The organism is Collinsella aerofaciens (assembly GCF_028207065.1).
Classification (GTDB): Bacteria; Actinomycetota; Coriobacteriia; order Coriobacteriales; family Coriobacteriaceae; genus Collinsella; species Collinsella aerofaciens_AR.
Genome location: NZ_JAQLFP010000005.1, coordinates 16,324 through 36,105, shown reverse-complemented (window position 1 = coordinate 36,105; position 19,782 = coordinate 16,324). Strand labels below are relative to the sequence as shown.

17 protein-coding genes are annotated in these 19,782 nt (G+C 60.5%); 7 read left to right on the top strand and 10 right to left on the bottom strand.

The annotated features are described in order from the left end of the window. Positions 1-172: 172 nt before the first annotated feature. The 9 genes from PMX72_RS02590 to PMX72_RS02550 all read right to left on the bottom strand — a co-directional run bounded on the left by PMX72_RS02590 (position 173) and on the right by PMX72_RS02550 (position 10,105). Complete coding sequence (locus PMX72_RS02590; protein ID WP_271729151.1) at positions 173-883, bottom strand: metallophosphoesterase family protein; 711 nt, start codon at positions 881-883, stop codon at positions 173-175. Beyond that, a complete protein-coding gene (locus tag PMX72_RS02585; RefSeq protein ID WP_118377409.1) occupies positions 880-2,802 on the bottom strand; it encodes a BMP family ABC transporter substrate-binding protein in 1,923 nt (640 codons plus the stop codon). Before PMX72_RS02585 ends, PMX72_RS02590 begins: the two co-directional genes overlap by 4 nt. Before the next feature lie 94 nt (positions 2,803-2,896). Further along, entirely contained in the window at positions 2,897-3,664 is a 768-nt protein-coding gene (locus tag PMX72_RS02580) for a mechanosensitive ion channel family protein (protein WP_271729150.1), read from the bottom strand. 192 nt (positions 3,665-3,856) lie between these two features. Then, positions 3,857-4,651, bottom strand: coding sequence for an ABC transporter ATP-binding protein (locus PMX72_RS02575; protein WP_271729149.1), 795 nt, complete (start codon positions 4,649-4,651; stop codon positions 3,857-3,859). Continuing rightward, positions 4,644-5,567 carry an ABC transporter permease gene (locus tag PMX72_RS02570; RefSeq protein WP_117862242.1) on the bottom strand — a complete coding sequence of 308 codons (924 nt, stop codon included), beginning with the start codon at positions 5,565-5,567 and terminating at the stop codon, positions 4,644-4,646. The genes PMX72_RS02575 and PMX72_RS02570 overlap by 8 nt, the downstream gene beginning before the upstream one ends. Positions 5,568-5,771: 204 nt before the next feature. Next, positions 5,772-6,752: an ABC transporter substrate-binding protein gene (locus PMX72_RS02565; protein ID WP_271729148.1), complete on the bottom strand. Its 981-nt coding sequence runs from the start codon at positions 6,750-6,752 to the stop codon at positions 5,772-5,774. A 160-nt stretch (positions 6,753-6,912) separates the two neighbouring features. Beyond that, positions 6,913-7,698 carry a hypothetical protein gene (locus PMX72_RS02560; protein WP_195644183.1) on the bottom strand — a complete coding sequence of 262 codons (786 nt, stop codon included), beginning with the start codon at positions 7,696-7,698 and terminating at the stop codon, positions 6,913-6,915. A gap of 258 nt (positions 7,699-7,956) precedes the next feature. Further along, entirely contained in the window at positions 7,957-9,360 is a 1,404-nt protein-coding gene (asnS, locus tag PMX72_RS02555; protein ID WP_271729147.1) for an asparagine--tRNA ligase, read from the bottom strand. 181 nt (positions 9,361-9,541) lie between these two features. Next, positions 9,542-10,105 carry a PTS sugar transporter subunit IIA gene (locus PMX72_RS02550; RefSeq protein ID WP_271729146.1) on the bottom strand — a complete coding sequence of 188 codons (564 nt, stop codon included), beginning with the start codon at positions 10,103-10,105 and terminating at the stop codon, positions 9,542-9,544. 244 nt (positions 10,106-10,349) lie between these two features. Here PMX72_RS02550 and PMX72_RS02545 point away from each other — a divergent pair, with 244 nt between their 5' ends. The 6 genes from PMX72_RS02545 to PMX72_RS02520 all read left to right on the top strand — a co-directional run bounded on the left by PMX72_RS02545 (position 10,350) and on the right by PMX72_RS02520 (position 17,442). Next, a complete protein-coding gene (locus PMX72_RS02545) occupies positions 10,350-11,249 on the top strand; it encodes an alpha/beta hydrolase (RefSeq protein WP_161156091.1) in 900 nt (299 codons plus the stop codon). A 47-nt stretch (positions 11,250-11,296) separates the two neighbouring features. Further along, the gene (locus PMX72_RS02540; protein WP_117786142.1) at positions 11,297-11,617 is read left to right on the top strand and encodes a hypothetical protein; all 321 of its coding nucleotides are present in this window, start codon (positions 11,297-11,299) and stop codon (positions 11,615-11,617) included. A gap of 121 nt (positions 11,618-11,738) precedes the next feature. Then, the gene (gene feoB, locus PMX72_RS02535) at positions 11,739-14,099 is read left to right on the top strand and encodes a ferrous iron transport protein B (RefSeq protein ID WP_271729145.1); all 2,361 of its coding nucleotides are present in this window, start codon (positions 11,739-11,741) and stop codon (positions 14,097-14,099) included. A 123-nt stretch (positions 14,100-14,222) separates the two neighbouring features. Further along, a complete protein-coding gene (locus PMX72_RS02530) occupies positions 14,223-15,419 on the top strand; it encodes an MFS transporter (RefSeq protein ID WP_271729144.1) in 1,197 nt (398 codons plus the stop codon). Between the two features lie 79 nt (positions 15,420-15,498). Continuing rightward, a complete protein-coding gene (locus PMX72_RS02525) occupies positions 15,499-16,875 on the top strand; it encodes an alpha-amylase family glycosyl hydrolase (RefSeq protein WP_271729143.1) in 1,377 nt (458 codons plus the stop codon). A gap of 3 nt (positions 16,876-16,878) precedes the next feature. Further along, the gene (locus PMX72_RS02520; protein ID WP_271729142.1) at positions 16,879-17,442 is read left to right on the top strand and encodes a DNA-deoxyinosine glycosylase; all 564 of its coding nucleotides are present in this window, start codon (positions 16,879-16,881) and stop codon (positions 17,440-17,442) included. A 1-nt stretch (position 17,443) separates the two neighbouring features. On the opposite strand, the gene PMX72_RS02515 is transcribed toward PMX72_RS02520, so the two are convergent. Next, on the bottom strand, positions 17,444-18,115 hold the full coding sequence (locus tag PMX72_RS02515; protein ID WP_271729141.1) for a hypothetical protein: 672 nt from the start codon (positions 18,113-18,115) through the stop codon (positions 17,444-17,446). A 93-nt stretch (positions 18,116-18,208) separates the two neighbouring features. Between PMX72_RS02515 and PMX72_RS02510 the strand changes: the two genes are divergently transcribed. Further along, positions 18,209-19,345, top strand: coding sequence for a pyridoxal phosphate-dependent aminotransferase (locus tag PMX72_RS02510; RefSeq protein WP_271729140.1), 1,137 nt, complete (start codon positions 18,209-18,211; stop codon positions 19,343-19,345). Positions 19,346-19,782: the final 437 nt, after the last annotated feature.

Here is a 19,782-nt window from a genome sequence, read left to right as displayed (position 1 = left end):
ATACAACACGGTCGAGACTGCATAAGTTGACAAAAAAAGACGGCACGTGAGCGCCGTCCTTACAAAACAATGAGTGTTCTCGTTAATTACACAAGCACCGTGATGGACAGGTCGGACGAGTCAGCAAAACCACCATAAAGGTGCCTATCCCCTTCGTGGTGGTTGTTGGCAGTTACCAGGGGGTTCTGGCGGTTGAAGACACGATTGCTTCGTGGCGTTTGAGCTCGCGGCGCATGGTTTGCGAGTTGAGCCAAGCGGCCTTCCAACCGCGCGTGGGGTAGCGCGCCTCGTCAATTTCGATCTTGGTATAGCCGCAGGCGTTGACAATCTTCGTTCCGCATGGGTGTTGGCGCTCGCGTTGAAAGTTGGGGCCGTAGCTTTGGTGCACATGCCCGTGAATCATATAGTCGGGACCCCAAGACTCAAGAGCCGCATTAAAGCACTCGAATCCTCGATGCGGCAGGTCGTCCAGGTCGCCCATGCCTGCGACGGGTGCATGGGTAAGTAGAATATCGCATCCGTCTACCAGTGCGATTTTTCGCGATAGCTTGCGCATGCGTTTTGCCATCTCGCGCTCGGTATACATGTTCGCGCCGTCGCGGTAGCGCATGGAACCGCCCAGACCCGCAATGCGAATACCTCGGTACACATATACGCTGTCCTCAACACAAATGCACCCGCCCGGTGCATGGCGCGCGTAGCGGTCGTCGTGGTTGCCACGAACGTACACAAGCGGTTTGTTGATGACAGTGACCAAAAACTCAAGATAGTCCGGATCCAGGTCGCCTGCGGATAGAATCAGGTCAACGTCCTCAAAGCGCTCCTTGCGAAAACATTCCCACAGGCAGCGCTCCTCTACATCGGCAATGGCTAGGATATTCATAGGGCACGGACCTCCGGCTCGTTATCGAGCTGCGGAATCGAGCCTATAACGTTGTCAGCCAGCCAGTTCATCTCGACAATCTGCGTACTCGGCAGGGGAGGGAAGCCCTCAATCTGAACCACGCCGTCCTGGCTGTGGAGCTCGCCGCCAAATGGGTTGATGGAGCCCTCGACAATGCCGTTGCGAAGCAGCTGCACAAGTTTACGCGTCTGATAGGGTAGGCCCGGAGCGTAGCGAATATCGATGACGCCGGAGCTCATACCGTACCAGTAGTTGACGGCGCGCACCTGCTGGTCATCGGCGGTCTCGTCCCATGTGCCGTGCAGTAGGCTGCGTACGATGAGTTCGTAGTAACGGCCCCAGTTCCATACCGGCATAGCAATACCGGTAACTTCCTTGCCGTTTACCAGACGGTGAAGCCCGTAGGCGGTGGGGTCCTCGAGAGACTTGGACATATCGGCGCCGGTCATGACGCTCACGCCCTCGCGACACATGGCTTCGGCAAGACCGCCGGCGGGAACATCTCCCCAAGTGAGGATAATCTGCGCACGAGGGTCGAGCAGCGAGGCACCGATAGCGAAGGCGTTGATTTCGCTCAGCGCGCCCGAGGCGAAGACCGACGCATGGTAGCCAATACGGTGGTTGTCGGCCATGCTGGCGGCAAGGGCGCCCAGTAGGAACTTGGCCTCGTACATCTTTCCAAAGTACGAGCGGACGCTTTGGTGGGGAAGGCCGATTGAGCAGTTAAGGAACCGCACCTGGGGATACTCGACTGACGCCCTGAGCGTGTATTCCATGAGCCGGTGTGAGGTCGAGAAGATGACGTTCGCCCCGTGCTTTACGGCTGTCTCGACGGCGGCGTAGAACACGTCCGAATCGTGGCAGTCCTCGAACGCCTCGGTGCGCACGATGCCGCCAAAGTGCTCATCAAGATACCGGCGGCCCTGGTCGTGTAGGCTGTCCCAGCTCGACGTGGCACAGGGAAACTCGTGGATAAAGGCGATTCGCATGGGATTGGCAGTGGAGTAGACGGTCTTGCTCATAAAGAAGTTGAGCACGCCCGAGGTAGCTTTTGTCGGTGCGCCCTCTTTCTCGTTGGGCTGCGGCGCTTCGACAAGATCGACTTTGTCCTCGTCGCTTTTGCCGGCAATGACAAGCTCGCGCCAAATCTTGCACAGACGGTTGACGACGATATCCGTCGGCGTATCCAGCAGACGGTCCTGGTTGTAGACGTTGAGGTAGACGAGCATGGCATCGGCAGGCGTAATGTCCAAGTGGTCGCCGCCCGCGCGAAGATAGGCGCGCTTAAAGAGCAGGAAGGTGTGACGTAGGTAGTCGACCTTCTTTTGAGGCCATTTTTCGACAAGATCTTGGCCGAGCATTTTGGCAAGCATCTCGTAGCTGCCCTCGCGCGAAAACTCAATCTCGTACAGGGGGCATACGTACCAAAAGGCGCAAAACTCACCGTACAGGCGGCTCTCGACGGAATCCCACTTACCGGGGTACAGACGCGTCACCTTGGCCGAAACCGTCGGAGCGTCAAGGAATTTGAGGACGCTGACACGCTTGTTGCCCTCTTGGACGTAAAAGCGGTGCATGAACTCGGTGACGATGATGGGGTCGCGGTAGCCCTCGGAGATTTGGATATCGTAGAGGTTGGACCATTTGCGGGCGAATTCGGTATTCCAGGGGAGCAGCGGCATAAAGTTACACGAAAAGGCGGACTGGCGACCTTTGGTAACCGTGCCGACGACCATTTCGAGCGGAATGTCCCGCAGGCCGATGTTCTCGCGCTGCCCGCAGGGAAGCTGAGCGACCAAGCTGTCGAGGTCCGTAAGATATGGATGCTCGCTTTGGCTGATGGCGCGACGGCGTCCCTGCTCGCCGCGCTTGCGTGCTTGACGATAGGCCTCTTCCATGGTGTCTACTCCCTTAGTCGTTTAAACAACGATATGAACCATGGTACCACGATGCGAAACCACCACAATGGTGCCTGTCCCCTTTGCGGTGGTTTTAGGCGATGATGGGGGCGATGGCGCGGATGCAGGCGTCGGCTGCCGTGAAGGTGGTGCTATCGTCGCTGACGATAAAGATGATTTTGCCCTTGATGCCAAAGTCGCCGATCTCGCTAAAGAGCACGTAGGGCTCCTTGTCAAAGCCAGAGATGGGAAGCACCGCGGCCTTGGTGGCGTCGGTGAGCTCATCTGCCAGCGCGTCCAGTGAAGCCCACTTGGACGTGTCCTTTACGGCAACGGGCACGGCAACGCGCCCAAAGGGCATGAGGTGCACGAGCGTGTTCTTGGAGATATTTGAGTTGGGGACGATGATGGTCTGCCCGCAGGCGTCCTCGATGGCCGTATGGCGCCAGGTGATATCTTGGACCACGCCCGACACGCCGCCGACCTCGATATTGTCGCCGGGTTTGATGATGCCCATAAAGGTCACCTGCATGCCACCGATAAGGTTTGACAGCGTGTCCTGAAAGCCGAGCGAGATGGCGATGCCGCCGACGCCAAGAGCGGCGACGAGGGCGTTTGCATTAATGCCAAAGCAGTTGTCGAGGATAAAGCTGCCGCCGATCATCCAAATGACGGCGCGCGCGATGTTGATGAAGATGCTTGATGAAGGGAGTGGGTTATCGTCGCGGTTGAGCAGGTGGTACAGGGTCTTGGACGCGACCTTGGCGGCAACGGCGGTGCCGATGGCCAAGATACCTGTCCAGATGATGTTGTGGACCCATCGTTGTGCAAAGAAATGAAGAATCGGCTCAAACAATTCCATGTAGAGAAACCTCCTAATGATCGTCCAACCATGATACCCATCAAGAAGCCCGTCCGATCAAATTCGGACGGGCTTCTGTGCTCGATATGGGGGTTAGCGAAAACCGCCGCAAAGGTATCTGCTCCTTTGCGGCGGTTTTGACGTTTGCCGAGATAAAACCTGCCAAAATAAACCTGTCCCTTTTTGGCAGGTTTAGCTCAGCAGCATGCGGTCGTTGGCGAGCTCGCCGCCCGAGACCTCCTCGAACTTCTGCAGCAGGTCGGCGACGGTGAGCGACTTTTTCTCGTCGCCGGCCACGTTGTAGATCACATGGCCCTCGTGCATCATGATCAGACGGTTGCCCAGACGGATGGCGTCGTTCATGTTATGCGTGACCATGAGCGTGGTCAGGTGGTTCTCGTCGACGATCTCCTCGGTCAGATTGAGCACCTTCGATGCCGTCTTGGGGTCGAGTGCGGCGGTGTGCTCGTCGAGCAGCAGCAGGCGCGGCTTGGTGAGCGTGGCCATCAGCAGGGTGAGTGCCTGGCGCTGGCCGCCTGAGAGCAGGCCGACCTTGGCGTTGAGGCGTGTGTCCAGGCCAAGGTCCAAGCGCTTGAGCAGCTCAACGTACTCGTCCTTCTCGGCCTTGGTGACGCCCCACGAAAGACCGCGACGCTGGCCGCGGCGCTTGGCGAGGGCTAGATTCTCGGCAATCTGCATGTCGGCTGCGGTGCCGCGCATGGGGTCCTGGAACACACGGCCCAGGTACTTGGCGCGCTGCGACTCGCTCAGACGCGAGATATCGGTGCCGTCGAGCTCAATGACACCCGAATCGAGCGGATGCACGCCGGCGATCATATTGAGCAGCGTGGACTTGCCGGCGCCGTTGCCGCCGATCACGGTTACAAAGTCGCCATCATTGAGGGTAAGGTCGACGCCGGTAAGCGCGCGCTTCTCGGTGACGGTGCCCTTGTTAAAGGTCTTCTTGACGTGCGAGAGCTTAAGCATCTGCCTCATCCCCCTTCGTGTAGGAGCTGCGGAGCTTATAGCGCTCCCAAACCACGGGCACGCACAGGGCCACGGCGACGATCACGGCGGAGAGCAGCTTCATGTCGTTGGCGTCCATGCCCAACTGCAGCACGATGGCGCGGATGAGGAAGTACACCACGGAGCCAAAGACGGCGGAGGCAAGACGGACGCTAAACTGCGTGAGACCGCCGGGCAGCAGGCGGCCGAGCACCTCGCCGATAACAATAGCGGCAAGACCGATAACGATGGCGCCGGTACCCATGCCAATGTCGGCATACTTTTGGCTCTGGCAGATAAGCGCGCCAGAGAGGCCGATGAGGGCGTTGGAGAGCACGAGGGCGATCATCTTGGTGGTGTTGGTGTTGACGCCCAGGGCGCGGATCATGTACTCGTTGTTGCCGGTGGCACGCAGCGCCGAGCCGATCTCGGTGCCAAAGAACCAGTACAGGATGGCGACGATGGCCACGGCCAGCACAATGCCCAGGATGATGGCAACGGTGGACTGCGGCAGGCCCGTCATGTGGCTGACGGATGAGAAGATGGTGCCCTTGGCAAGGATGGGCGTGTTGGATTTGCCCATGATGCGCAGGTTGATGGACCACAGACTGATCTGCGTAAGGATTCCGGCGAGGATTGCGGGAATCTCAAAGACGGTGGTCAAGATGCCCGTGACGGCGCCGGCAATGGCACCGGCGCACATGCCGGCCAGCACGGCGAGCAAGGGGTCGACGTTATTGTTGACGATGAGCACGGCGCAAACACAGCCGCCGAGGGCAAAGCTGCCGTCGCAGGTCATATCGGGGATGTCGAGCAGGCGGAACGTGATAAACACGCCGAGCACCATAATGCCCCAGAGGACACCCTGCGAAACGGCGCCCTGCAATGCAATGAGCATGCTTCATACCTCCTAGGATAGGGTGGACACGCGAGTCACCATGATAGCGGTAACAATGCATAATAGAGTGGCGGACGGATGTTTTGCCTCATCCGAAACAAGCAGGGCGAACGCCGGTCTTTGGCGTTCGCCCCTGTGGCTCAGATATTGAATAACACGGCAACGGCGCGAGTATGGGCCCTAGGCACATCGCCGCGCATACTGCTACTCGTCCAGAGCGGAGAGGTCGATGCCCAAAGCCTCGGCCATCTCGTCATTCTTGACGACGACCAGGTTCTTGCTCGAGAGGTGCTTGATCGGCATATCCTCGGGCTTGGCCTCGCCCTTCAGGATCTTAACGGCCATCTCGCCCGCGGCGTAGCCCAGGTCCTCGTAGTTGATGGAGAGGGTGAACAGGCCGCCGGCCATGCACATACCCTCCTCGCCGGTCACGAAGGGGAGCTTATTCTCCTTGCAGATCTGGCCGACCTGCGAAGCGCCCGCGGCGATGGTGTTGTCAGTGGGGGAGTACAGCGCGTCGACCTTGCCCACGGCAGACTCGACGACGGACTGAATCTCGTTGGAGCTCGAGACGGTGAAGTCGGTGTACTCGAGGCCCAGCTTGTCGAGCTCCTTCTTGGCGGCCTTGATCTGGACGTCGGAGTTGGACTCGGCGGTGCAGTAGAGCAGGCCGACCTTTTTAACGTCGGGCAGGACCTTCTGCATCATCTCGAGTTGCTCGGCGACCGGGGTGAGGTCGGAAGCGCCCGTGACGTTGGTCCCGGGCTTGTCGTTGTCCTGGACCAGGCCGGAGGCGGCGTAGTCGGTGATGGCGCAGCCCACGATGGGGATATCGGCCGTGGCGCCGGCGGCAGCCTGCGCGGCGGGCGTGGCGATGGCATAAATCAGGCTGACGTTGTCGCCCACAAACTTGTCGGCAATGGACTTACACGTGGACTGGTCGTTCTGGGCGTTCTTCTGGTCGATCTTGACCTTGAGACCGCTCTTCTTGATGGCCTTGACAAAGCCGTCGTTGGCGGCATCGAGTGCGGAGTGCTCGGTGAGCTGCAGAACGCCGATGGTGTAGTCTGAACCGGCGGCAGCGGAGCCGGAACCAGAGTTGCCGCCGCATCCGGCGAGCGGGGCGAGCGCGAGCAGGCCGGCGGAGACCAGAAGGCTCCTGCGGCTGATGGTGATGTCCTTCATATCATTACCCCCAGTATAAAAATGGCTGGAAACACTGCACTGGGACAAAGTGCAAGTGGGACTATAGTAGCGCTGATGTCCATTTTTACAACAGCCTGGCGGGTTTTTTAATACAGAATCGGATGGGCGGTACGGGTAGTCGAATGGGCGGCGGAGGGTCTTATGCGGCGGAGGAGGCGTCGTCCTCGTCCAGGGCGGCGAAGAGCTTCTTGCCGTCGAGGAGACGTGTGGTGACGTTTCTCATGCGGCCGATCTCTACGGTACGCAACGTGTCATCGGCGCCTCGCGCGTCATAGACCGTTCCCAGCAAATACGAGATGCCGTCTCGTTGCTTGATGGCAAAGGGCCGGAGTGTCATCCGCGCCACTTCGACCTCTCCGCGTGCCGTGACACTCGAAATATCAAAACTCACCGTGGTTCCGTGGTCGATGGCCTGCTCGATGAGCTCGCAGGCATCGATGCGCTTGACGGGCGTGCGTGTGGCCTTGGTGGATTTGCCGTCTGCGCTTGGAGCAGGCTCGGGCGCATCGAGGTAGCCGCGAACGTCGGCACTCGCCATGGCAACCAGGTGCTGCGCCATGCTTTTTCGAATGGCGATGGGTGTAGAGCGGTTGCGCATGACCATGCCGTGGAGCCGGATGATCTCTTCGTCGGTGAGCGGACGGGTCAAGAGCCGATAACCCACGCCGCGCTTGTACTCAATTTCGTATCCGGCATGGCGAAGTGCGGAGATGGCGGTGTAGATGCTGCGCCGCGCCGCCGAGATGGGCATGCGGGCGGGGTCGTCGGGATGGGCGAGGCGCCGGATCAACTCATCGGAAAGCATGGCCTTGTCCTCGCCGGTGTTTTCGCTTAATAGTTGCAAGATACGAACGGCGCGATAGGCTGCCATCGAGGCGGCGCCCCTCGTCGTGGTCTCGTAAGTTTCAACAGCGGTTTCGGTCATGGCGCCCACGTCCTTTCCGTTTTGGGTGGCGACGGTATGGAGCCTAGGACGCGGGGCTTTCCCAGGGGTGCAGGACGCCCTGGGCGGTCGGTAGCCGTCGGCAAGCGGCGGGTCGAGTTTTCAACAGCCCTGCCCAACTGACCAAAAACTTGCCAAAAGCTTGACGGATGCTGTTGAAAAAAGCGTCTCTCGACCGATGTCGAGAGACGCTTGTGCGATGAGCGTTGGCGTGTGGCGACGCGAGCTAGCGTCCGACGATTAGAAGTCGGCGTTGCCCACGGTGCGCGGGTGCGGCAGGACGTCGCGGATGTTGCCCACGCCGGTCAGGTACATGACCAGGCGCTCGAAGCCCAAGCCGTAGCCGGCGTGCTTGCAGGAACCATAGCGGCGCAGGTCCAGATAGTACTTGTACTGCTCGGGATTCATACCCAGGTCCTTGATACGGGCCTCGAGCAGGTCCAGGCGCTCCTCGCGCTGGGAGCCGCCGATAATCTCGCCGATACCGGGAACCAGGCAGTCGGCGGCGGCGACGGTCTTGCCGTCCTCGTTCATGCGCATGTAGAACGCCTTGATCTCGGCCGGGTAGTCGGTCACAAAAGTCGGTCGCTTAAAGTGTTCCTCGGTCAGGAAACGCTCGTGCTCGGTTTGCAGGTCGATGCCCCAGCTGACGGGGTAATCAAACTGGTGACCGGCGGCGACGGCCTGCTCCAGAATTTCGACGGCCTCGGTGTAGGTAATACGGGCAAAGTCGGAGTTTGCCACGTGGTTCAGGCGCTCGATCAGACCCTTGTCCACAAACTTGTTGAGCATGTTGAGCTCGTCGGGGCAGGTGGCCATTACGTCCTTGAGGACGTACTTGAGCATGGCCTCGGCGTTATCCATGTAGTCGTTCAGATCGGCAAAGGCCATCTCGGGCTCAATCATCCAAAACTCGGCGGCGTGGCGCGTGGTGTTGGAGTTTTCGGCGCGGAAGGTGGGGCCAAAGGTGTACACGTCGCCAAAGGCCAGGGCAAAGTTCTCGGCATTGAGCTGGCCGGACACGGTGAGGCTCGCATGCTTGCCAAAGAAGTCCTGGCTCCAGTCGACCTCGCCGGACTCGGTGAGGGGCGGATTTTTGGGGTCAAGCGTGGTCACACGGAACATCTCGCCGGCGCCCTCGCAGTCACTCGTGGTGATGATGGGGGTGTTGACGTAGACAAAGCCCTGCTCCTGGAAGAAGCGGTGGATGGCTGCAGCCGCGACAGAGCGGATGCGGAACACGGCGCGGAACAGGTTGGTGCGCGGGCGCAGGTGCTGCTGGGTGCGCAGGAACTCGACGGTCGCGCGCTTCTTCTGCAGCGGGTAATCCGGGGCGCTGACGCCCTCGACCTCGATGGAGGTGGCAGAAAGCTCGAAAGGCTGGGGCGCGTCGGGCGTCAGCTTGACGGTGCCGGTGCAAATGAGTGCGGCCGAGACGTTTTGATGGGCGATCTCGTCGTAGTTGTCGAGTGCCTCGCGGTTCATGACGACCTGCAGGTCGCGGAAGCAACTGCCGTCGTTGAGCGTAACAAAGCCAAAGTTCTTCATGTCGCGGACGGACTTGACCCAGCCGGCGACGGTGACAGTCTGGCCGCCGAGCGACTCGGCGTCGGCGTAGAGCTGCGCGATTTTGGTGCGGTTCACGTATCCTCCCATAGCGGTTGAATGATAGTTATCCATACAGTTCGATATTCTAGCAGCTCGGCTCATTTGGGCTATACAGATAAGGCATTGGCGGGATGGTTTTTCAAACGAAAAGCGCCCGCGGCCAAATGGTCGCGGGCGCTTGACGAGGTGCCTTTTGGCTGTGTGGCGCGGGGCCTGGCTACTTGGTCTTGGCAACCAGCAGCGGGTCGCCAAGCTTGACGAGCGGGTTGCCGCCGATAAGCGTTCCAGACTCGCCGACATGGTCGATGCTCTTAAGACGATCGAGCTCGGAGACGATGACGGTCACGATGTCCTCGTGGCCGGCGGCCTTGATAGCGTCGCGGTCGAAGCTGATGAGCGGCTGGCCGGCCTTGACCACATCGCCCATCTCGACAAAGCGGGCAAAACCCTTGCCGTTCATTTCCACGGTGCCCAGGCCAACATGGATGAATACGCGCAGACCGTCCTCGGTAATCATGCCGATGGAGTGGTTGGTGACAGTGGTGGCGCCGATGCGGCCGTTGGCGGGCGCATAGATGGTGCCGGTAATGGGCTCGATGCCATAGCCCTGGCCAAGCATGCCCGAGGCGATCGTCTCGTCGGGAACCTCGTCCAGGCTGACGAGCACGCCGTTGACGGGGGCATAGATGACGCCTTCGCGGGTGGCGAAGCTTGCTGCGGGCGGAACGGACGCCTCGCCGGTCGAGGTGAAGGTGGACTTAAGCGAATCGAGCAGACCCATAGTTGCCTCCAACTTAAATAGGCGCATATCGCGCGTTTGGTTTGCCGGAAACGTTTCATATCTGTTTCGCGGCTTGGTCAACACCCCCTATTCTACGCTGCTCAGCGATACCTCTGAGCTGGGATTATGTGATATATCAGTTGAAGGGAAACTTATTGCTGGCGTGTTTCTGCGTCACGGGTTCAAGTGGGGTACGCTTGAAGGCGAAAAACAATGGCGCTTAATTTGCGCGAAGGGAGCACATATGATTGTCGAGAACCATGCGCTGTGGGGCGAGGAGCCGACCGAGGAATATCCGGCGACGTTTACGTATTTGGGTGCCGAACCGCTGCCCGATAAACCGAATGGCCGCCGCCCTGCCGTGATTATCTGCGGCGGAGGTGCGTTTACGCATATCGCTCCGCATGAGCAGGATCCCGTGGCGTTTGCGTTTTTGGATCACGGTTACCAGGCCTTTGTGCTCAACTATGTCACAAGTTCTACGGGTGACGTGAGCTTTCCGCACCCCCAGGCAGATCTTGCCAAGATGGTCGCCACGGTGCGTGCGAATGCCGACGAGTGGCATGTCGATCCCAAGCGCGTGTGCGTCGTGGGCTTTTCTGCTGGCGGCATGATTTGCGCCTCGCTGGCAACGCAGTGGAAGACCGGCCCCTTCGCGGCACTTGCCGGGGCGCGTCCGGACGACATTCGTCCCGACGCCGTGGTGCTGGGCTATCCGTTGCTCGACCTTGCCTATGTGCGCGATATGCAGACGCGTGACCCGCGCATCGACCTGCGCGTGCCCAAGACGGGTGGCAAGACAGGGCGCGATTTGCTCAACGACTATCTGTCGATGGTGACGGGCGGCGAGGCGACCGATGAGCACCTGACCGACATTTGCCCTACCACGCATGTTTCGCGCCAGATGCCGCCGACCTTTGTGTGGGGCGTGTCCGACGACAAGACAGCGCCGATCGCACAGGTCTATCCGTTTGCGCAGCGCATGGCCGAGGAGGGCGTCGCTTGCGAGATGCACGTCTTTGACCAGGGCGGTCACGGCCTTTCGCTCGGCAACGCCAACACCGCGGTCGACAACGAGGACAAGCAGGTGGCAGTCCGTCCTTGGATCCGCCTGGCCTTCCGTTTCCTGGAGCGCCATATGTAAAAGTAGACTACTTGCCCGTTTCAAAAAGTCTGCTTAGAGGAGGAGCCATGCTTGAGGGTACGTATGTGGTTTTGGCCCAGACGCCGGTGGGGAGCAAGCGCGGCGAGGTGACGTTTTCACATGGGGTGAACGGCGCGCTCAGGGCAGTACTAAACGTCAGGGGTCTCAATATCGCTCTCTCGGGTGCCCGCGCTGAGTGCGATTTCTTTGAGCTCTCGGGTACTATCTCCCACGTCTTGATGGGCAAGGCGCCCTTTACATGCACGGGGTCGGTTGAGGGTGATCGACTCACTGCTACCGCGCGGTCGGGTTCCATTTCGATCTCGCTGAGCGGTATGCGCAAAGAGCTTTCGGGGCGCACCGCATAAAGTTTGCGCAGGTAAACATCGGTATTTGACTTTATAAAATAGTTCAGAGCGCTATCATTTGTCGTTACGAGTTGGTTAGCCCCGGTAAACGGTTAACCGCGTCTAACGAAAGGATGAGCGCGTGAAGCTCGATACACTCGAGATTGGAAAGGACGCCGTTGTCGCATCGGTGGCATCGGACGATCAGGCACTCCGACAGCATATTTTGGACATGGGCCTAACGCCGGGCACCGAAGTCACCATGATGAAGTACGCCCCCATGGGCGACCCGCTCGAGATCCGCCTGCGTGGCTACGAGTTGACACTGCGCAAGGACGATGCCGCTCGCATCGAGCTTGTGGGTATTCACGACACCGATACGGGTCCGCGCGCTAACGCCGCAATCGGCACGACGGAGCATCCGGCCCTGGGCGAGGGGACGTATTCGCCCCGTGCGGCAAAGACGGCCGTGCCCGAGGGCGCGCCGCTGCACTTTGCCCTCGCCGGCAACCAAAACTGCGGCAAGACCACGTTATTCAACCAGCTGACGGGCTCCAACCAGCATGTCGGTAACTTTCCCGGCGTGACGGTCGACCGCAAGGACGGCACTATCCGTAACCACCCCGAGGCGAGCGTTACCGACTTGCCCGGTATTTACTCGTTGTCGCCGTACACGGGCGAAGAGATCGTCAGCCGCCAATTCATCCTGGACGAAAACCCCGACGCCATCATCGACATCATCGACGCCACCAACATCGAGCGTAACCTGTACCTGACGCTGCAGCTTATGGAGCTCGATCGTCCCATGGTCATCGCGCTCAACATGATGGACGAGGTGACGGCCAACGGCGGCGCCGTGGACGTCAACCTGCTCGAGAGCCTGTTGGGCGTGCCCGTTGTCCCCATTAGCGCTGCCCGCAACGAGGGTATCGGCGAGCTGGTGGATCATGCCTTGCACGTGGCGCGGTTCCGTGAGCGCCCCGGTCGCCTGGACTTCTGTGCGCCCGATGGTCCAGACGGCGGTGCACTGCATCGCTGCATCCACGGCATTGCCAACCTGATCGAGGACCATGCCGCGACGGCGCACATTCCCGTGCGTTTTGCGGCGACCAAGCTGGTTGAGGGCGACGAGCTGGTGACCGAGGCACTTCATCTGGATCGCAACGAGCTTGACGCCATCGAGCACATCATTACCCAGATGGAGGGCGAGGCCGGCACCGACCGTCTATCTGCGCTGGCCGACATGCGCTTCGGCTTTATCGGCGACGTGTGCGGGCGCTGCGTCGTAAAGCCGCACGAGAGCCGCGAGCACGTGCGCTCCGTCAAGATTGACCGCATCCTGACAGGTCGTTACACAGCCATTCCGGCGTTCCTGGTGATCATGGGCCTCGTCTTTTGGCTGACGTTTGGCGTGATCGGCGCGGCGTTGCAGGGACTCATGGAGGACGGCATCGCTGCCATCATCGCCTCGGCCGATGCGGGTCTCAAGGCGTTCGGCACCAACGACGTGGTGCGCTCGCTGGCTGTCGACGGCGTGCTTACGGGCGTGGGCAGCGTGCTGACCTTCCTGCCGATTATCGTCGTGCTCTTTTTGTTCCTCTCCATTCTGGAAGACTCGGGCTACATGGCACGCGTTGCCTTTGTCATGGATAAGGTGTTGCGCCGCTTTGGCCTGTCGGGCCGCAGCTTTGTGCCCATGCTCGTCGGTTTTGGCTGCACCGTGCCGGCCATCATGTCGACGCGCACGCTGCCGTCCGAGCACGACCGCAAGATGACCGTCATGCTCACGCCGTTTATGAGTTGCTCGGCCAAGTTGCCGGTCTACGGTCTGCTGTGCGGGGCGTTTTTCCCACAGGCGACGGTTCCCGCCATGGTCTCGCTCTATCTGATTGGCATTGCGATCGGTTGCATCGCGGCTTTGGTGCTCAACCGCACGGCATTTAAGGGCGACCCGGTGCCGTTTATCATGGAGCTTCCCAACTACCGCCTGCCGAGCATCAAGACGACGGTGATGCTGGCATGGGATAAGGCCAAGGACTTTATTACCAAGGCCTTTACCATTATCTTTGCCGCTACGGTGGTCATCTGGTTCCTTCAGACGTTCGATATCCGCTTTAATGTGGTCGCCGACCAGTCGCAAAGCCTGCTTGCGGGCCTCGGCAGCATCATCGCGCCGGTGCTGGCGCCGCTCGGCTTTGGCGACTGGCGCGCCTCGACGGCGCTCGTCACCGGACTCATTGCCAAGGAGAGCGTCATCTCGACGCTCACGGTGCTTTTGGGCGCAACGTCGCCCGCGGCGCTGTCGACCATGTTTTCGCCGTTTACCGCCTACGTGTTCTTGGTCTTTACGCTGCTGTACCCGCCTTGCGTGGCGTCCATCGGCGCCGTCAAGAGCGAGTTGGGCGCGCGCTATGCCGTGGCTGTATTCGCGTTTCAGGTGACGGTCGCCTGGATCGTGGCGTTTGTCGTGCATTCGGCGGGCATATTGCTGGGGTTGGCTTAGCTATTTATTGACGGCGCAACCTCTGTGTATTGAGTTGATTGCGGCCCTGCATCTGTACTGACGGATGCGGGGCCGTTGCTATATAATCGCCCACCGCCCAAGACAATCGGAGAGGTTTCCTACATGACTCAGGCAAGACAAGATGGCATCTCGCTCAAGCAGTGGCTCCCGCTTATCGGGCTCGCCTGCTGCGCGTTCGTATTCAACACGTCGGAGTTCATGCCCATTGGCCTTCTGACTGATATTGCCGCATCGTTCTCGCTCACCGAGGCCCAGGCAGGCATCATGATTTCGGTCTACGCCTGGGGTGTCATGCTGCTGTCGCTGCCACTCATGGTGTTTGCCTCGCGCTTTGAGTTCAAGCGGATGCTGCTGGGCGTTTTGGCCGTGTTTTCGCTCGGCCAGTTCTTGTCCGCCTTGGCGCCCACCTATCCTATTTTGGTTTGCGCGCGTCTGGTGGTCGCCTGCGCGCATGCCGTGTTCTGGTCGGTCGCCTCGATCATGGCTTCGCGCCTGGTCGACACCCGCCATGGGGCGCTCGCCATCAGCATGATCGCCACGGGCTCGTCCATCGCGCAGATCTTCGGCCTGCCCCTCGGTCGCGCCATCGGCCTGGCCGTGGGCTGGCGTATGACGTTTGCCGTGGTCGGAGCTTTTTCTGCCGTCGCGGTGGTGTACCAGGCAGCGGTGTTCCCGGTCATGCCGGCGGGCGAGCGCTTTACCGTCAAACAGCTGCCCGAGCTGCTCAAGAGCCCGTTCCTCATCGCGCTCTACGCGGTCACGGTCTTTATGGCGACCGGCTACTACGCGGGTTACAGCTATATCGAGCCCTTCCTGGCGCAGGTCGCCCATGTCGACGCAAGCGCCATCACCATGACGCTGACGGCGTTTGGCTGCTCCGGTCTGCTCGGAAGCTGGCTGTTCGGCCGACTGTTCGATGGCCATCGCTTTCCGTTCTTGGCTATCACACTCTCCGGCGTGCCTGTGGCTCTGCTGCTCATGGGTCCGGTTGCACCGTCGCTCGTCGCCGTTCTCGCTGTTTGCGCGCTATGGGGCTGCTGCTCCACGGCCTTTAACGTGGCGTTTCAGGCCGAGCTCATCAAGTACACGCCGGCGGATTCGTCGGCCGTCGCCATGTCGATCTTCTCGGGCCTGTTTAACCTCGGCATCGGCACGGGCACCGCGATCGGCGGCGCCGTGGTTTCGGGTCCCGGTATCTCCTGGATTGGCTTCGCGGGCGGGGCGATTACCGTCGTGGGCGTTATCCTCGCCATTACGGTGCTGTTCCCGGCCATACGCCGCGCAAAGCCCGTCGCCTAGCCACGTCTCTCATCGCAAATTAGCCACCCTGCTGGGCATACAATGGATGTCGTTGTGTTGAGCTTACCGGGAGGTTGCTATGTGGGCATACGAGACGACGTTCTATCAGATCTATCCGCTGGGCTTTTGCGGAGCTCCGCGCGAAAACGCCGCGCCCGTTGTCGAGGATGAGCTCGCCCAGGCTGTCAACGCCGCGCCAAACCCCGATGCGCCCATCATGAAGATTGCCCAATGGGCCGACTACCTGCAGGAACTCGGCGTTGGCACTGTGCTCATCAACCCGCTGCTCGAATCTGATAGTCACGGCTACGATACACGCAGCCTGCGCCACATCGACCGCCGCCTGGGTGGGGACGCCGACTTTGCCGCCGTATGCGACACGCTGCATGCCCATGGTATCCGCGTGGTGCTCGATGCCGTCTTCAACCACGTCGGCCGCGGTTTTTGGGCCTTCCGCGATGTGCAGGAGCGCAAGTGGGACTCGCCCTACAAGGACTGGTTCCACATTAGCTTTGACGGCGATTCTTGCTATGGCGACGGCTTTTGGTACGAGGGCTGGGAAGGCCATTTTGAGCTTGTGAAGCTCAACCTGCAAAATCCCGCTGTGGTCGATTACCTGCTCGAGTCCGTGCGCCGTTGGGCCGACGTCTTTGGCGTCGACGGCCTGCGCCTGGACGTTGCCTATATGCTTGACTGCGACTTTATACGCCGCCTACACTCCTTTACCCGTGAGCTCAAGCCCGGCTTTGTGCTCATCGGCGAGACGCTCCACGGCGACTACAATCAGATCGTCAACGACGAGATGCTCGACTCCTGCACCAACTACGAGTGCTACAAGGGCCTGTACTCCAGCTTTAACTCGGTCAATATGTTCGAGATCGCCCACTCGCTGCATCGCCAGTTTGGCGGTGACCCGTGGTGCATTTATCGCGGCAAGCATCTGCTGTCGTTTGTCGACAACCACGATGTGCCGCGCCTGGCGAGCATCCTTACCGACAAGTCCTGTCTGCGCCCCGCTTATGGCATGCTCTTTGGCATGCCGGGCATTCCGTGCGTCTACTATGGCAGCGAGTGGGGGATTCCTGGCGAAAAGGGTGGCCCCGATGGCGACTGGGCGCTGCGACCTGCGCTCGATGAGCCTGCGCCCAACGAGCTGACGGCCTTCATCAAGCAGCTCGCGCACCTGCGCTCGGCAGACGACGCGGCGGCCCGTGCCCTCAACTATGGTGCCTATCGCAACGTGGTGATCCAGAACAAGCAGCTGCTGTTCGAGCGCGCCTACGACGATGCGACGGTGCTCATGGCGGTCAATGCCGTGAACGAGCCCTATACCTTTGGAGCCGGCGAACTCAACGGCTCCTTCGTCGACCTGCTTGCCGACGATGCACCCACGGTCGAGCTGCCGGGCTCCCTTGAACTTGCGCCCTATGAGGTGCGTTATCTGCTGAGAGCCTAGCCCATGCCTGTGTCTGACGAGGGCTATCAACATATTGAGCATGGGTTTGAGCCCGTGTTCGACCGGCGCTCGCGCGTTTTGGTGCTGGGGTCGTTTCCCTCGGTGCTCTCGCGCGCCAACACCTTCTATTACGGTAATTCCCAGAACCGCTTTTGGCGCGTGATGGCCGCGTGCCTCGGTGTGCCCGTGCCGCCCAACGAGGGAGACGCTTTGGCGAGCGGCGAGCCTGCGACGCTCGACGCCTCGGTTGCTGCCAAGCGGGCTATGCTGCTCAACGGCGGTGTGGCCCTGTGGGACGTGATCGAGAGCTGTGACATCAAGGGCTCAAGCGACGCGAGCATTCGCAACGTTGTGCCGGCACATATCGAGCGCATTACCGATGTCACGCCGATTGAGGTCGTTATCTGCAACGGCGGCGCGGCCGGGCGGCTCTACAAACGCTATCTACAAGAGCGGACGGGGCTAGCTGCCATCGTGCTGCCGTCGACGAGCCCTGCCAACGCGGCGTGGCGTTTGGAGCGGCTTGTCGAGCGTTGGAGTGAAGCCGTTGACTGGGCTGTTATTTAATTTAGATTTTTGTTTGAGCGTGGGCGCCCAGACGTTTCAGAACGCCTCGCCAGATCGGCGCGGGCACGGCTGGCTCGGTGCAAATCATGCCGTCGGCGTCGACGTCCTCGGCATTACCACCACCAAGTCGCTGCGCATGCTCAACCGAACAGCCCATACGAACGGCGCCTACGAGCTTGTCCATCGCTTCCGAAAACGGTCGCCGCAAGAGTCCCATGCGCGGTGAGTGACGAAGCGCCGCGAAGCCGCTGCCGGTACAGGCGACAACGCCGCCGCACCATGACAGCCCACGAAGGTCGCACGCCGCTCGCAGACGCACGACGAGCCCGTGTGCTCGCTCCAGGCCGCCGATGTCGGCCTGGACAACAACGTAGGCACGCGTCCCTGCGCCGCCAAAGCGGTCGAGCACCTGCTCAATGGGCGCCATCGCTTCATCATTGGGTGCATCTTCAACGGCGAACACAATGCCATCGGCGGTACCGGCAACGCTGCCGGCATCATCCGCCTCCAAGTCGACTGGATGGGGGAGTGCGGTGCCGGAAATCTGTGCATAGGCGGCGATGGCATCCTGCAGGTCCCAGAGCAAAAACTCAAGATCGGCGCTCTTGGGAATACTGATATACGCAATGGTTTGCAGCGTTTTTGGTACATCGCCGCGTGCGGTCGTCTCCATGCCGCCTTCTTTCCGGTTGGTTTCCGTTTAGGTTACACCGTCCGGCGGCGTCCCGCCGCGCTATCCTAGTGCAACCCTTACGAAAGGAACGTCATGCGTCTGCCCATGAACACCTCGCTTGCCACGCTTAAGCCCTCCGGTATCCGCCGGATCAACGCGCTCGCCGCCCAGCATCCGGGGTGCATCGCGCTCGCGCTAGGTGAGCCCGATTTTCCCACGCCCGATGTGATTAGCGCCGAGGTGACTGCTTCGTTGGACCGCGGCGACACGCACTATCCGCCCAACAACGGTCGCCCCGCCCTGCGTGAGGCGTTATCTGCCTACATGGGGGACGCGGGCCTTATGTTTTCGGCCGACGAGGTCATCCTGACCGACGGCGCGACCGAGGCCCTGTCGGCAACATTTATGGCTATGCTCAACCCCGGCGACGAGGTCATTATTCCCACGCCGGCCTTTGGCCTGTACGAGAGCATCGTTGTGGCCAATCACGCCAAAGCGGTCTTTTTGGATACGGGGCCTGCGCAATTTCAGATTGACGAGGATGCGCTTCGCGCCTGTGTGACCCCGGCGACCAAGGCCATCGTTATCTGCTCGCCCAACAATCCCACGGGCTGCATTCTCAACGCGGCATCGCTCAACGCCGTGGCGCGCGTAGCGGAGCAGGCGGGCATCTACGTGGTCTGCGACGACGTATACAACCGTCTGGTCTATGTGGGTGACTACGAGCGCTTTGCCCAGCGCCACCCGGAGCTACGCGAGCAGACGGTGGTCATCGAGAGCTTCTCGAAGCCATGGGCCATGACCGGTTGGCGCTTGGGCTGGCTCGCAGCGGCAGCCCCCGTCATCGCCGAGATCGGCAAAGCTCACCAATACCTCGTATCGAGTGCCGTCTCCTTCGAGATGGACGCCGCAGCCCGAGCCCTGACCGTCGACCCAACCCCCATGCTCAAAGTCTACCGAGCCCGCCGCGAACGCGTACTCGCAGCCTTAAACGCCATGGGCCTCGACGTAGTAGAGCCCGCAGGAGCCTTCTACACTTTCCCGAGCATCAAAAAGTTCGGCCTAACCAGCGAAGACTTCTGCATCAAAGCCATCGAAGAGGCAAACGTAGCCCTAGTCCCGGGCGACTGCTTCGGCACCGAAGGTCATATCCGCCTAAGCTACTGCGTCTCCGACAAAGACCTAGACGAAGGCCTCCACCGCCTGTCCACCTTCATTTCAACCTTTTAGCCCTCAGGGATGCAACACATCAGCCCACCGACCCAAGCATTATGAGTGGGGCACGTCGCTCAACGGACACGAGGATTCGCAGCAAAGTTACCGCAGCTCCGGTCCGAGGGGCCGGGTTGAGATTTTCGTAGATTCCGCACGAGCCGAAGAGCACTTAATGTGCTCTTCGTGCGAGCCAGGACTTGACCGAGCGAAAATCTCAACCCGGCCCCTCGGACCGGAGCGTATGCAGGGTTTGTGTACGAATCCTCGCGCCCGTTGACCGACGCCGGGGTCCCCGCCATAATACTTTCGGTTCACGCACGAATCCGCTGCCAGAGACAGCCGGTGCAAACGGGCATCGCCCGCGAGCTTAATGGGATATCCCGCCAGCCGAGGTGGTCGAGTAGATATGTCTTCTCGCCCCCGTCGCTCATGCAGCGCGGGGGCTTTCTTTT